Raw genomic sequence first — 15,006 nt, 5'->3', positions numbered from 1 at the left:
AATAGGCGAGCGATCCATATCGCGGGCACAGGATGCGACATGTCTGCGAGCGTGAGGCCAGGACCGGACACGGAGCGCGTGAAGACGTCTGATGCCCGAAACAGGTGAATTTCAAGAATCCAGTTCGGCCGCCTTGCAGCGCGCCTTCGCGCAGGCTGTCGCGCTGCATCAGCGGGGCCAGCTGGCGGCCGCAGAAAAGATCTATGAAGACATGCTCCGACAGCAGCCCAACAACTTCGATGCGCTGCATCTGCTGGGCCTGATCTCCGCGCAGACCGGCCGCAGCGAGCGCGGCGTCGACCTGATCCGGCGCGCGATCAGGCTCAACGGCAACGTCGCGGACGCGCACAGCAACCTCGGCAACGCGCTGCGCGCGTTGCGCCGCTTCGACGAAGCGCTCGCGAGCTTCGAGAGAGCGGTCGCGCTCAGGCAAAACCTCGCGCCGGCGCTCTATAATCGCGGAATCACGCTTGCGGACCTCGGGCGCCACGAGGAGGCGCTCGCAAGCTACGATCGCGTGCTCGCGCTCGTGCCCGACCATGCAGACGCCCGTCGAAACAGCGGCGCCGCGCTGAGAAAGCTGCAGCGGCCCGAGGAGGCGCTGGCGAGCCTGGACAGGGCGATTGCGCTCAAGCCCAAAGATGCCGGCGCACACAACGATCGCGGCAACGTGCTCAACGACCTCAAGAGGTTCGATGATGCGCTCGCGAGCTACGACCAGGCCCCGGGTATCGCCGGCGCGTGCTACAATCGCGGCAACGTGCTGATCGAGCTGGATCGTCTCGAAGAGGCAGTTGCAAGTTACGACAAGGCGATCGCGCTGCAGCCCGACTATGCCGAGGCCTACAACAACCGCGGCTCGGCGCTGTTCCGGCTCAGGCATCACGACGCGGCGCTCGCCAGCATCGACAAGGCGATCCAGCACAAGGGCGACGATGCGGCTGCCTACGCCAACCGCGGCAAGGTTCTGTCCACGCTGGCGCGCCACCACGAGGCACTCGCCGCCTATGACAAGGCCGTCGCGCTCAAACCGGACCAGGCGGAGATCGAAGGCTATCGCCTGCACGCCAAATCCCACATGTGCGACTGGACCGACTTTGACGCCGAGCGCGACCGACTTATCGAGTCGATCAGGACTCGGAACGCGACGACGCCGCCATTCCTGTTTTGTAGCGTTCCTTCATCGACCGCCGACCAACTGCTATGCGCCACGCGATGGACCGCGAAGAATCATCCGCCGTCCGCAAGCCAGCGCTGGCGGGGCGAGCGCTACGATCACGATCGAATTCGCATCGGCTATTTCTCGTCGGATTTCTGCAACCACGCGACATCGCTCTTGATGGCAGGGATGTTCGAGTGCCACGACCGGTCGAAATTCGAGACGGTGGCAATCTCATGGTCGCCCAGCGACCCCTCGGAGATGCGTCGACGGCTGGAGGCGTCGTTCGATCGATTTGTCGAGGTCCGGGACATCAACGACGATGAGGTCGCCGACCTGATCAGACGATTGGAGATCGACATCCTGGTTGATCTGAAAGGCTTTACCGGGGGATCCCGCACCAGAGTCCTTGGCCGCCGGCCTGCCCCCATCCAGGTCAATTATCTGGGCTATCCGGGAACACTCGGCGCCCCGTTCATCGACTACATCATCGCCGATCGTACCGTGATCCCGGACCACCATCGCGAATTTTACAGCGAAAAGGTGGTCGCCCTGCCCGACAGCTATCAGGCCAACGACGACAAACGCGTCATTGCCGATCGCGTGTTCACGCGCGGCGACGTCGGGCTGGCGCCGACGGGCTTCGTGTTCTGCTGCTTCAACAACAACTACAAGATCACGCCTGACATGTTCGATCGGTGGATGAGGATTCTCGGCCGCGTCGAGGGCAGCATGTTGTGGCTGCTCGAAGCCAACGCCGACTCTGCCGCAAATTTGCGAAAGGAGGCGGTCGCGCGTGGCGTGGCTGCGGAGCGCCTCGTGTTCGCACCGCGTATGTCGTTGCCCGACCATCTCGCACGCCACCGCCTCGCCGGCCTGTTCCTCGACAGCACGCCCTACAATGCCCACACCAGCGATGCGCTATGGGCCGGCCTGCCGGTGCTGACCATTCTCGGCGACACGTTTGCCAGCCGGGTCGCGGCGAGCTTGCTCCATGCGGTCGGCCTGCCCGAGCTTATCGCGGAATCGCCGGAGGCTTATGAGCGCATGGCGGTCGATCTTGCGACCGATCCTTCGAGGCTCGCGGCGCTCAGAACCAGGCTGGCGGCCAACCGGCTGACGGCGCCGTTGTTCGATACCAAACGTTTCACCCGGCATATCGAGGCCGCCTACACCACGATGTATGCGCGTCACCGGGCGGGCATTGCGCCGGACCATATCGTCGTCCCGGCGTGATCGTTGCTGCCTGACTGCAGTCGCTCATCAGCGTAGTCGAGGTCGACGACCGCGATCCGGATCGAGGGGAGCTGGGATGGGCTCGAAAAGGCGGTATTGGCGATGCGAAACGGCCAGTCCGCGTTCGCAGCTGAGTGCCGGGTGGCGTTCGACCCCCTTGTTCCAGCCTTGAGACGGCCACGTCCCCACCGCCAGGCGAAGGGGAGCGCTGAGAGCGAAGTCAATCCCTTGACGGCCGGCCGGTCGAGACAATAGATGACGTTCATCATATAACGACCCGACGCCCGGGCAGGTTCGAATCCCGGCCATGCCGGTTCGCACCAAGGGCGCGACAGGAGAGCCATGCGTCGAATTGTTGTGACCGGCCAGGGGACGGTGTCGCCGCTGGGCTGTGGCACCGAACTGGTGTGGTCGAGGCTGCTTGCGGGGCATTCAGGGCTAACGGCATTGCCGGAGTGGGCGGCCGCGCTGCCGGCGCGTGTCGCAGGACAGGTTCCTGACAAGGCCGGGGATCCCGAGGGCGGCTTCGATCCTGACCTGGCGGCCCCGCGCAAGGACCAGAAGAAGATGGACCGGTTCATTCTGTTCGCGCTGCTGGCCGCGACTGAGGCCGTGGCGCAGGCCGGCTGGATGCCGGCCGAGGCGCTTGCGCGGGAGCGCACCGCCACCGTGATCGCATCCGGGATCGGCGGATTTCCGGCGATCGCAGACGCCGTGCGCACCGCGGAGAAGAGCGGCCTGCGCCGGCTGTCGCCGTTCACCATTCCCTCCTTCCTGGCCAATCTCGCGGCCGGGCACATCACCATCCGCTACGGCTACAAGGGTCCGATCGGCGCGCCGGTGACCGCCTGCGCCGCCAGCGTTCAGGCGATCGGTGACGGCGCGCGCCTGATCAGATCAGGCGAAGCCGACATTGCGATCTGCGGCGGCGCGGAGGCCTGCATCGATCCGGTGAGCCTCGGCGGCTTTGCGGCGGCGCGGGCGCTCTCGACGTCGTTCAACGACACGCCGGCGCGGGCGTCGCGGCCGTTCGACCGCGACCGCGACGGCTTCGTGATGGGCGAAGGCGCGGGCGTCCTCGTCATCGAGGAGCTCGAACACGCGCTTCGGCGCGGCGCGAAACCGATCGCCGAGCTCATCGGCTACGGCACGACGGCGGACGCCTATCACATCACCGCTGGTCCCGAAGACGGCGACGGCGCCCGGCGCGCGATGGAGGCGGCGCTGCAGCAGGCCGGGCTGCGGCCCGGCGAGGTCCAGCATCTCAACGCGCACTCGACCTCGACGCCGGTCGGCGATCTCTCCGAGTTGGAAGCGATCAAGCGCGTGTTCGGGCGCGCGGGAGGAATTGCCGTCAGCGCCACCAAGTCGGCGACCGGACATCTGCTCGGCGCCGCCGGCGGCATCGAGGCGATCTTCACCATCCTGGCGCTGCGCGATCAGGTCGCGCCGCCCACGCTCAATCTGGAGAACGCCGATTCCGCAGCGCAGGGCATCGACCTCGTCGCCAACGTCGCGCGGCCGATGGCGATCGAACACGCGATCTCGAACGGTTTTGGATTTGGCGGCGTCAACGCCAGCCTGGTTTTTCGACGGTGGTCTTAAGGCGGTCGCGCTTTGCGCGCAATGGAACGATACCGCGCGTGCCGAATTGCCTAACCGCCCGCCGCTGCGTTGCGCACGTCAATCCGTTCCCCGTCCTGCTTGCGGACGTAGAGATGACGTTCCAGCACGGATTGCATGTTCTCGAACATCGAATAGAGATCGTCGCAATAAACCGACGGATTGTCGAAACCGTTCTTCGTGGAGAAGCGGTGCGGAAGGTAGCCTCCGCCGCAGGCGTTCATGAACTTGCATTGCCGGCACTTCTCGCAAAGATTGACTGAAGCATCGCGTGCGGCTTTCCAGCGCGGCTCGGTCCTGACGTCATCGATCGCGTGATCGAAGATGTTGAACCGCGTGTTGGTGAAACCGTCACCCGCAATGCGCAACACGTCGTGGGCCTCCACCGTGCCGTCGGTCATGACCGTGCAAAGCTCGACCGGCTTGTGGCCCACACCTTCGGTCGGCGCGTTGTTGCCGATCAGGGCCGCGACCATGTCGGAAATGATGCGGACATTCGATGTCGGCGTCGTGCGATTGGCTTCCAGCCACAAATCGAAAAGGCCGTTATAGAACGGGGCAATGGGCGACGGCTTCTCGTCCACCGTCGCGTCGGGAATCATGATGTCGTAGTTGGCGATGCCGCACGCCGCGAAAAAATCCGCGTACTCCTGCGGCGCGTAGGCCGGGTTGCAAACCGCGAGGGCGATCACGCCGATGTCGCGCGATACCAGCATGCGGGCGGCGCGTTCCACGGCGGCATGGGTGCCGGTCCCCTGAAACGTCTTGCGGTGAGCGTCGTGAATATGTGCCGGCCCATCGATGCTGATCGCCACCGAAATATTGCGGGCCTCGAAGCAGTCGAGCCATTCATCGTCAATCAGGATGCCGTTGGTCGTCACCGCGATCGGGATCTCGCAGCCGGTCCGGGATGAAATGCCCTCGCAGCCCTCCGCAAAACGGTGAAAATTATCGACACCCCAAAGCAGCGGCTCACCGCCGTGCAGGATCACGGGAAAGTCGACGAGGGAGTATCTGGCGACGTGCTGTTCGAGGCGCAGCAACAGCTGTTGCAGCACCTCCGCACTCATCAGCTTGGGCTTGTCATAGACGGCCGCATCGCGAAACCAGTAGCAATAGGAGCAATCGATGTTGCACCTCGCCGCAACCTTGACCAGCAACTGCGTGATCGGCTGCTCCTGGAACGCGACGGAATTTGAAGCGTCAACCGACATGCGGATACCAGCAAGCTGCGATCGGCCTAGATCATGATGTGTTTCCACGGAACCGCATCATGATCTCATCTGTTTGTTTGAGCATGATCTTTTCGGAAAACCGGTTTCCACTTTTCCGGATCATGCTCTAGTAGCCCCTGACGAAGCCACCTCGTCGGAACGCGCCTGCTCCTGGATAATATCCGCCGGCCCTGCGAAATGCGCCGGCGCCCGGATAGTAGCCGCCGCCCCTGCGAAAGCCGCCCGCATAGGGCCCCCTGGCAAAGGCCCCGCGCCTGAAATAGACCTGAGTTGCCTGAGGCTGTTCGGAAACCACCCCCAGCTGGAAGCCCTGTACGTCTTGAGGGCTCTGTTCTTGCAAGCTCTGTTCTTGAGGGCTCTGTTCCTGAGCGCCCTGTTCCTGAAGGCTCTGCTCGCGCACACCACTCAGCAATGCGTCGATACCCTGATGATCGCTTTCGATTGTCGCACCCGGCCCGTGCAGTTGCAGCAGGCTCGCCAAGACCGTCAGCGTGATCGCCATCGTTGAGCTCCTTTTCGCGATATCACAATCAAACGAAATGTCGGCGCGTGCCTTACGCCGGTCGAGCAACTGAAAGTATAGCAGCGGATTTGCAGTGGAGTCTAGCTATCGCGTCTGCGCCGCTCGGATCACATGGGGTGAACGACCAGGCGCGCTCTCGCGCGAGCCCGTTCCGAAAGACCTGCGCAATCGTTCATGCGGGTGATCGCAGCCCACGGCACCGCAATCTGAATCGGGAGCCGCAGGCATGCGCTCGAAATGGCCGCTTTTGCGTGCCGAAGCGGGTCAGTTCCGGGTTTGCGGATGAGGGCTCAATGGCGCGCCAATCGGAACGAAACTGCGAACTCTTATGTGATTGAAATTGCAATGCGACCTTTAACAATACCCGATTGAGGCGTGCGTCCGCACTCACAATTCCCCGAGACCATTGGAGCGCGATGACTTTTCTTCGAATCGTCATCCCGCTCTGGCCCTTTGATTTGACACGATCTTTTCGGACAACCGCTACACGCTTTTCCGGATCATGCTCTAGTGACCGGCGGAGCGTCGGTTCATTTCCTCAAGGGGCTCGCGCAGGGCATCGAACTGCGTACCGAAACCTTTCCAGTCTCCCGCCTTCAATCGCTCCATCGCCTGATTGTAGTGATCGAGCGCCTGCTGCGCCGGGCTCGCCGTCCCGCCCGCAGGGGACACCGTTTCGGTTGCGTTTGAAACCGCCGGCACCGCACCGGGCTCCGCGAACAACGCGGCCAGGGCGTCAGCGAGCGTCTCCTTCATCACGACGTGCTCACCGTAGGCCGCGATCACGCGTTTCAGCTCCGGCAGGTGTCCAAGCTCGGCGCGCAAATAGAGCGGCGAGACATAAAGGATCGAGTTCTCGATCGGGATCACCAGCAGGTTCGCACCGCGTATCACCCGCGAGCCCATCTGATTCCACAGCGTGAGTTGTTGCGAGATCTCGGTATTCTGATTGATCCGTGCCTCGATCTGAAACGGCCCGTAGACAAGTTTGTCCTTGGGGAACTCGTAGACAATCAGCTTGCCGTAGTCGGGGGCGTCGCAACGCGCCGCGAGCCAAGCGATCATATTGTCGCGACGGCTCGGTACCATGGGAAGCATCAGGAAGAACTCGGCCTGCGGCTCGCCGGGCAGCCGCATGATGATGTAATAGGGGGTCATCACCGAAGTGCCGTCGCCGCCCGGCTGTCGCGGAAACTGCCAGAAGTCCTCGCGGTTGTAGAATATTTCGGCCTGCTCCATGTGGTAGGTCTGATACAGCCGCGCCTGGATCAGGAACAGATTCTCCGGATAGCGGATATGCTTCTGCAAATCCGCCGGCATGGCCATGAACGGCTTGAACAGGTCCGGGAAGATGCGCTGGTAGGTCGCTGCAATGGTGTCGCTTGGGTCGATCAGGTAAAAATCGACCGTCCCGTTATAGGCATCGACGACAATTTTCACCGAATTCCTGATGTAGTTGAGATCGAGCTCCGGCACGGGCTGCGCTGAGGGGAAATAGGAGCTCGTGGTGTAGGCATCCTGCATCCAGAACAGCCGACCGTTGCTGACGACCAGATAGGGATCATGATCGAGCCTGAGGAATGGGGCGATCGTGCGCACCCGTTCCGTAATGTTGCGCCGGATCATGATCCGGCTGTCGGCCGTGATATAGCTTGAGAGGACCAGATTCGCGTCGTTGAAGTAGTAGGCGAACAGCGTTCTCCATCCCAATGCTCCGATCGGCACACCGCCGCTGCCGTCATAGGCCGCATAGACGTTGTCCTTCCCCTTCGGATAATCGAACTCCGGGATGCTGGCCTTGACGATGACGTAGTCGTCGCTCTCTTCGCCGAAATAGATGCGCGGTTCGTCGATCCTGGGGCCACCGTCGGCAACGGGCGGAATATCGCGCAAATAGAAGAACGGCAGTCCTTCCGTGCTCTTGCGGGTGACCGGGCTCATCACTGCGCCGTTGCCGTGCGTAAACAGCACGTGGCGGTTGACCCAGGTCTGGGCGTTCGCCGGCAGCAGGGAGGCCCGGAGTTCGCGGGCCGAGAGCATCACGCTCTGGTAGGAGCCGTCGAGCCAATAGCGATCGACGTCAAGATCGTGGAATTTGTAATAGGTACGGATCTCCTGCAGCTGCGCGTAGGTATTCGACAGCGGCAGCCAGTCCCACAGCCGGATGTTGTCGATGGTCGCCTTGTTCGCTTCCAGCGTCTTGAAGGTCAGCCTCTGTTCAGCGGCAAACGGCTTGGTTGCGATCCGGTCGAGATTGTAGGCCTGCCTGGTGAGCGCAATGTTGCGTTCGATGTAGGGCTTCTCCAGCTCCAACTCCGTCGGCTTGACGACGAAGTGCCGGAAAAGCGAAGGGACGAGGCTCGACAGCATGACAGAGCCGACGCCGACGAGGATGAACGCGGCGGCAAGAAGCCGGTAGGTGCACGCCCGCAAATTGGCCCATGCGATGAGCGCCGCGATGATCGAAAGCCCGATCATCAACCACAGAGCCGGCAGCCCCAGATGGACATCGGTGTAGCTCGCCCCGACCACGACACCATTGTCGCCGTAGAGCAGCAGATAGCGGTCGAGCCCATAGGACCAGGCTTTCACCGCGAACAGAAGGCCAATCAGCGCCGAGCCATGCGCGATCACGGTCGGCGAAATTGAACGGTTGTGAACATCGTATTCGATGTCGCCGCGCACCCAGTAGATCGCTCCGGCAAACAGCGCGCCCAGGATAATTGTCAGCAGCATCCAGTTCTTGATCGCGATATAGGCGGGTAGCGAAAAGAGATAGAACCCGATGTCCTTGTTGTAGAGCGGATCCTGCGCACCGTAGGGCACGTGGTAGAGAAACTGCAGGAAGATGTTCCAATTGCCGACTTCGCCTGCGGCAACCAGCACGGCGAGCACACCCGCACCGAGCGCGACAAACCGCGGCCGGGCTAATTGGTCGCGCAGTTCTACGAACGGATCGGGCGGCGCCGTAAAACCGGCGACCTTCCCCGGGGCGACTCGGTTCTGTAGCGGCTGCTGCATGGCAAACAGCACCGCCAGGACTCCGTTCAGCGAGAGGACGACGGTGGTCACCGCGAAGACGGAGAGAAAGACGATTGCCTTGGCGCCGATCGCCGTCAGGAAAACCTGTAGGTAGCCGATCGATGAAAACCACAGCCAATCGACCAGGAAGTCGCTCGCGAACGAGAGCAGGATCAGGCAAATCGTGATGACGATGGCCGCAACGATCAGCCTGACCACGCCACTTTGCCGTGGTCCTTTCCGGCCGGGTCCGGTAATCCCGATCGTCATGGCTTCATCATAGCGGAAACGAGGGACGCCCGCCGCTTGTTTCGTGGTGGGGATTGCCCGCCAAGGCGCGATGAGGGCTCGAAGATGCGTCACCGGGACCCAAATGAGCACAAGGCGGCAACTGCTCAGGCGGCCGGCGTGATCAATCAGTCGTCGAGCAGGAAAGCTCCCAGCGAATGGAGCCGTATCGTAAAATGTCGTGGAATAGCGAACATTTGGCGCTCCCTAGGGAACTGAAACAAGATAGCGAATTCAAAGCCTTACGGAATTATTTGGGTAGGACACGCCTCATTGTTTTTCAAGGCGTTTCAAAATGACCGCCCAAACTGGAGCATGAGAATCGTAAGATCCCAGCTTACTTTTCCATGACTGTCGAATGGGAAAACTTAAAATATGGGAGCGACACTCGACCAGGTGGCCTTCCGATAGAGCCGCGGATTGGACAATCAGCCTGAGTACAGGAAGATCAATACCCCCTTCCGACAAGCTGTCTCTTATGTTCCGATGGTGTTTGCTCCAAAATCTGCCCTGGTCGGAACGAACGATCGGTAGGGCCCAATCTTTCGGGGTAGGTCGGGGACCCTTCCCCCGAAGATGCGTTTTCACAATCTTTCGAGCCGGACTGGCCGCATGATCAGTTGCATGGTCGGCGTAGTTCATCGCGTCGCGACAGTAACCCAGCAAGGGCTTGGCCAAGTCCTCGCGCGCCATCTGCAGCAGCTCCGCCTCCGGGCGGGAGGTTACGCATCATGGCGTTGATCTGATGCGGGCGCACCATCGCGCCTAGCCTCTATACTGGCTGATCGGAGGCAGCGGATGATTGAAATACGTCATCCAACCACCGCGACGTGCGCCGCGGCGTCCCGCACTTCTCGATGCATCTGATCCGCTCGACGATGGGCGACTGGATTCTCGAGGAGACGCCTCTCCCGCCCGGCACAGCGTCCCTGATGATCGGTCACGAGATCGCCGGCGATCGCAGGAACGAGCTCGACAGGGTCGGACAGACGGGCAAGCACTGGTACTTCCAGGCGCAACGCATCCCGGAAAAGACGGCGGCGATGGCGTTGTGGTCGGAGGCGTTGCTCGAGGCCTTTCGTGCTGCGGGCGGGATCTACCCGGACTAGCTAGCTAGCACTACTTTGGCAGATTGTTGATTTTGCCGCGTTTTATAGGATTCCCGAATCAATTTTTCAATGATTCATGGGTGGTCGGCTCTTGGAGGGCTGACCATGCCGAGATGGGAAGACGAACTCGAACGCTGGCTAATGCCGTTCTTGGACCGGCTGGGTCATAAGACCCGGCAGCGGATGTGTCCTCTGTATGTTGCGGGATTGATCGGTCCGGGCGATCGCAAGAGCGTTCAGCCGATGGCGGAACGCCTTGCCACGAGCAACTACGACCAGTTGCACCATTTCATTGCGGACGGTGTCTGGGATGCGACGCCGCTGGAGACGGAGCTGCTCAACCAGGCGGACCGACTTGTCGGCGGCAGGGATGCGATGCTGGTTATCGATGACACCTCACTTCCCAAGAAGGGTGAGCGATCGGTCGGTGTTGCGGCTCAATACGCGTCGGCTCTCGGTAAAACCGCAAATTGCCAAACGCTGGTGTCTTTAACGCTTGCACGCGGCGAAGTGCCCGTGATGGTCGCGTTACGTCTCTTTCTGCCTGACAGCTGGACAAGCGACATGTCTCGTTTGAAGCGCGCTCGCGTGCCAGTCGAACACCGAACGCCACGGTCCAAGCCGGAGATCGCTTTGGCCGAGATTGACCGCGCGATGGCAGCCAACATGCGCTTTGGATGTGTGCTGGCGGATGCAGGATACGGCCTCAGCGCACCGTTTCGACAAGGGCTAACAGAGCGCGGGCTGACCTGGGCTGTCGGTATCCCTCGGCACCAGAAAGTGTATCCGGTCGATGTGAAGCTCATTTGGCCGATTACCAAAGTCCGCGGAAAACCACGAAAGCACCACGTGCCCGATATCTTATCGATTGCCGCAGAACAAATGCTCGCCAGCGCCAAATGGAAAACCGTGAGTTGGCGTAGCGGGACGAAAGGTCGGCTGAAAGCCCAATTTGCTGCTCTCCGTGTCCGGACCGCCGACGGCCCTCCGCAGCGGATATGGGATAAAGGTCAGCAGCATCTCCCAGGCGACGAAGCCTGGCTCATTGGCGAGCAACGTGCGTCCGGGGAGAAGAAATACTATCTGGCCAACCTTCCGGCGGCGACGGATCTGCGCACGCTGGCCGCCACCATCAAGGCACGGTGGATTTGTGAGCAGGCGCATCAGCAGTTGAAGGAGGAACTTGGACTTGATCACTTCGAAGGGCGATCATGGCAAGGTCTTCATCGCCACGCCTTGATGACAATGATTGCCTACGCCTTCCTGCAACATCGTCGCCTCGCATACGCGGGGCGGAAAAAAAAGAATCAACGGGCCTCCGCCTCAGCCAACCATGCCAGCCGTACGTCACGCCATCGTCGATCTCATCCTTCGGCCGCCGTCTCAGCAGTGCCCATATTGCCGAAAGCAGATCCGTGAAAAACAGCGGCGAAAACACAATCTGCCAAAGTAGTGCTAGAGGGTATGCCCATTAAAGCCGCGCCCGCCTTCCCCTCGAATATGCGACCAGGAGAATCCCCACGGGGATGAAAGATCCTGCCCTTCCGGGTCTCGGCTCGGTGGCACGGATACGCTGCGGCCGCGCGGTGGCTCTTCCACACCGACCGCGAACGCCATTTAGGATTCCTTTACCCATTTTGGCGTACCAAGAATGTGCGTTTTGTGTGTTTCGCAGGCTTTGTGCCCTAACGGAGGTTCCGATGAGTCCCAACGAACCATCTTGGAAGATGCTGACAGCTCTCTTGGCGGTAATCACCTTATCCACCGCCCTGTTCTACGCGGGTCTGCCACCTGCAATCGCCGCCATGCCCTGCTTTCTCCTCGACATGCTGATGCGGGGACGACTGCAGTGGTGAGCCTGGCTGAGCTGAACCTCCGGCACACCGCAAAAAGGGCTCGTCGACGCTTCCGGCCGGCGGAGATCATGCGCGCCCCCCGGATCCTCATCGTCGACGACAAGGAAGAGGACGCGGAGCGCGTCGCGACCGCTTTGAAGGATCCGGATTCGAGCATCGGGGAGCTCGGGTGCGAAATCATCGAGGTCAGGGACGTGGCGAGCGCCCGCGAACATCTTGAGCGGGACGACGTCGACCTCTACGTCTTAGATCTCGGCGTCGCCGAACGATACGGGGAGCTCGCGCGCAAGGAAATCGGGAAAGCGTTCGTCGAGTCGGTGGTCGACAACACGAACGCGGGCATCATCGTCTGCTCGGGACTCGCGATCGACGAGGAGGCTCCTCCGCTGATCGAATACGGCGCCGACGACTACGTCGAGAAGTCCCACGGCTTCTCGACGATCGCACCGCGCGCGATGTCGGTCTGGCGAAGAGTGCACACCGAACGACGGTCGAAGCAATCTCACTCGGGCAGGAAGTTCCTGATCGGAGATTGGATGTTCACGATCGGCGATCGCACGATCACGAATTTTTCCGGCGCGAAGAAAAGACTTTCGATCACGGAGCACATCCTCTTGCGCCATCTGTGCGTCGTGGAGGACCACGCGATCGACGGCGAAGCCTTCAACATCGAAGTTCTTCGTCGGGAAAGAGGCGACAAGCAGGTCCGAATGGACGTCTTCATTCCACGGCTGAGGGAGAAACTGGACAATAGCGTAGATCTGTCTCCGCAGGGACGAACCGGAGTCTATAGGCTTTTGGGTGTCCAGGAAGTAAGCGCTTTCTAGGCGCAGGGGCGTGATCGGCTCGGCTACGGGATATCGACATCCCTATTCCACGGTCTGCGATTTCCCGATTTGATCCGCGGATGCAAGACGACGTCGAAGACCTCCGTTCGCCCGCGCTACAGGGACTCGTTCGCGCCGAGGGCGGGAGCGAGATCGACGAGCTCCCGAAGGAGACCGTCATTGTCGTTCACGGCACCTGGGCCGCGCTCCGGCCGCGAACGACGAATTGGTGGTTTCGGACGGTCGAAGCCGGTGGAAACGCCCCTTCCTTCACCGCCAAACTCGACGAAGCACTAGAGAAGCGGGGATCCCGCGCGCGTTGCTGAGCCCACAGCGACCGGAACGATCAAGTTTTCCATTGGTTCCCGGGCGCGAACAGCTGGATCGAACGCACGCGCGCCGCGGCCGCTCTGGCGGACTACATGGCCGAGCTTCAGAACCACGACTGGATCTGCCATATCATCGGTCACAGTCCATGGAGGCAACGTCGCGATCGAGGCGGCCGTGGTGAATGCGCCGCTCGGCAATCTGGTGACGTTGGGAACTCCATTCCTCGACACCATGTCTCCGATAAGAAAGCGCTCCGAGAATCTGACGAAAGTCCTGAGCCGTCTGGTCGAGGCAGGCATGATTTCGATCGGCCTGCTATCCTTCTACCTGTCTCTCTTCGAAGGGCTGAATTGGCTCGCAACGTCAAGAGATTGCGCAAGAGCAGAGGTTGGACCCAAGTCCAGTTAGCGGACAAACTTGAGGTCGAGCAAACGGCCGTAAGCCGCATTGAGAACTGTCGGGCAAATCCAACTCTCGAAACCCTCGAGGCCATAGCGGTTTGCTTTGGCGTGAGGTTCATTGAGCTATTCTCGGGCAACGAAGTAGCTAATCGACGATCTCGGCTTACGCGGAGCGGCTCCCTAATTAGAACCGGCCCCGGCCGCGGATTGCTTTGCCGCAGGAGCCCCCGCCGGCGATGACATCTTCGGCTGGGGTCGACGCCGCGGCGACGCAACCGGTGAAGTAGGGGGTATTGGTGCAACCGCTTCATGAGGGACCGATTTCCGCAGCCGAATCTCGATGCGGCGCCGTTGCGCAACGTCACCTCTAGAGGTCCCCGACAGTGCAAGCGTTTCATCCGTATTGATCAGCTGAGCGCCCGAAAGCGGGATCATCTTGTAATCTGCTAGCTTCGGTGACTGACGTAAGACACTCACTACCGATACAGCCCGGGCCAGACCCAACCCTGCGTTATCGACGGGCGTCAGCCTCGCAATATCGCCGCCACTCCTGAGGATCGCCGCAAGATCGCGATCGAGATTTGACTGTCGAACGGGCGGCGGAGGCGCGGCTGGATCAAGCGTTACCGGAGCCTGCCGCACTCCGAATGCTTGTTCATCGGTGTGACCGACGACTTCGATTACATCTACGTCGTACTGCTGAATATACCGAAGGATCTCATCAGGTGTTGTTGTCACCAATGCTTCGCGGAACGGAGCGGACAATTCCGCGCTACCGGTCTTGAAATAATATCCCCCTGCTTCACTGAGCGTGATAATGGGCGGCCATTGATGCCTGGCTGCCCCAGAAGCTGGTCCGGCGAGCCCCCGAACAATGAGTTCGGCGACCGATTGTGGCGATGGAGGCGCTTTCTCCGCACCTGGCATAACACGCTCGATCGCAGCGACCATATCAGCATCGCGAAGCACCTTTTCTAAATCGATGCCCTTGCTCTGCAAAGCAGCCATAGCCGCCGCCCGCTCTCGCAACTCCTTCAAGGAACCGTTGCTTTTCACGAGTTCAGCAAGCGCAGCCTTGCTCTGGACCAGGTCACGCCAGAATTCGTCTGCCGCGGCTGCGCCTTGCCCCGCGGCGCTTGAGAGCTTCTCGAGAAGTGCCGGATTCTGGCGCAGAGCTGCCGCGAGCGCCCGGTCACCTTCGTTCTGTGCTTGCCTATCCTGGAGCTCCTTCTTGGCCTCCGCGAGCTTCGATTGCTCGGTTCTCAAGTAAGTAGCCATTGCGATGAGCAGACAGAAAACGAGCAGCACCATGATCTCAGCCATGGTCAATCCGAGTACGAGCCCCTGCCGATAGGAAGCCCCCTGCTGATTGATCTGCCCGTCCATTAGTCGCCAGTC

At 61.0% G+C, this 15,006-nt stretch carries 11 protein-coding genes; 7 read left to right on the top strand and 4 right to left on the bottom strand.

The annotated features are described in order from the left end of the window. The first annotated feature begins 91 nt into the window (after positions 1–91). Both ACVIYL_RS18080 and fabF read left to right on the top strand, forming a co-directional pair. Entirely contained in the window at positions 92–2,395 is a 2,304-nt protein-coding gene (locus tag ACVIYL_RS18080) for a tetratricopeptide repeat protein (RefSeq protein ID WP_456779340.1), read from the top strand. A gap of 342 nt (positions 2,396–2,737) precedes the next feature. Then, a complete protein-coding gene (fabF, locus tag ACVIYL_RS18075; protein WP_456779339.1) occupies positions 2,738–4,000 on the top strand; it encodes a beta-ketoacyl-ACP synthase II in 1,263 nt (420 codons plus the stop codon). A gap of 50 nt (positions 4,001–4,050) precedes the next feature. Here fabF and ACVIYL_RS18070 read toward each other — a convergent pair whose 3' ends face one another. From ACVIYL_RS18070 to ACVIYL_RS18060, 3 genes are all read right to left on the bottom strand, one after another. Then, the gene (locus ACVIYL_RS18070; RefSeq protein WP_253625614.1) at positions 4,051–5,232 is read right to left on the bottom strand and encodes a radical SAM protein; all 1,182 of its coding nucleotides are present in this window, start codon (positions 5,230–5,232) and stop codon (positions 4,051–4,053) included. Between the two features lie 127 nt (positions 5,233–5,359). Next, entirely contained in the window at positions 5,360–5,755 is a 396-nt protein-coding gene (locus ACVIYL_RS18065) for a hypothetical protein (protein ID WP_456779338.1), read from the bottom strand. Between the two features lie 528 nt (positions 5,756–6,283). Then, on the bottom strand, positions 6,284–9,067 hold the full coding sequence (locus tag ACVIYL_RS18060) for a UPF0182 family membrane protein (protein WP_456779337.1): 2,784 nt from the start codon (positions 9,065–9,067) through the stop codon (positions 6,284–6,286). Between the two features lie 848 nt (positions 9,068–9,915). On the opposite strand from ACVIYL_RS18060, the gene ACVIYL_RS18055 reads away from it, so the two are divergent. From ACVIYL_RS18055 to ACVIYL_RS18035, 5 genes are all read left to right on the top strand, one after another. After that, a complete protein-coding gene (locus ACVIYL_RS18055; RefSeq protein ID WP_456779336.1) occupies positions 9,916–10,194 on the top strand; it encodes a hypothetical protein in 279 nt (92 codons plus the stop codon). Positions 10,195–10,263: 69 nt separating this feature from the next. Further along, positions 10,264–11,613, top strand: a complete 1,350-nt coding sequence (locus tag ACVIYL_RS18050) for an IS701 family transposase (protein WP_456779335.1) — start codon at positions 10,264–10,266, stop codon at positions 11,611–11,613. Between the two features lie 281 nt (positions 11,614–11,894). Beyond that, complete coding sequence (locus tag ACVIYL_RS18045) at positions 11,895–12,050, top strand: hypothetical protein (RefSeq protein WP_456779334.1); 156 nt, start codon at positions 11,895–11,897, stop codon at positions 12,048–12,050. Then, on the top strand, positions 12,044–12,877 hold the full coding sequence (locus tag ACVIYL_RS18040) for a response regulator transcription factor (RefSeq protein WP_456779333.1): 834 nt from the start codon (positions 12,044–12,046) through the stop codon (positions 12,875–12,877). The genes ACVIYL_RS18045 and ACVIYL_RS18040 overlap by 7 nt, the downstream gene beginning before the upstream one ends. Before the next feature lie 422 nt (positions 12,878–13,299). Next, on the top strand, positions 13,300–13,848 hold the full coding sequence (locus tag ACVIYL_RS18035; RefSeq protein ID WP_456779332.1) for a helix-turn-helix transcriptional regulator: 549 nt from the start codon (positions 13,300–13,302) through the stop codon (positions 13,846–13,848). Here the strand turns inward: ACVIYL_RS18035 and ACVIYL_RS18030 are convergent. Continuing rightward, a complete protein-coding gene (locus tag ACVIYL_RS18030) occupies positions 13,789–14,994 on the bottom strand; it encodes a hypothetical protein (RefSeq protein ID WP_456779331.1) in 1,206 nt (401 codons plus the stop codon). The genes ACVIYL_RS18035 and ACVIYL_RS18030 overlap by 60 nt on opposite strands. Positions 14,995–15,006: the final 12 nt, after the last annotated feature.

This window comes from Bradyrhizobium sp. USDA 3315 (assembly GCF_054056795.1).
The sequence above is the reverse complement of the archived record's forward strand: the minus strand, read 5'-3'. Positions and strand labels throughout refer to the sequence as shown.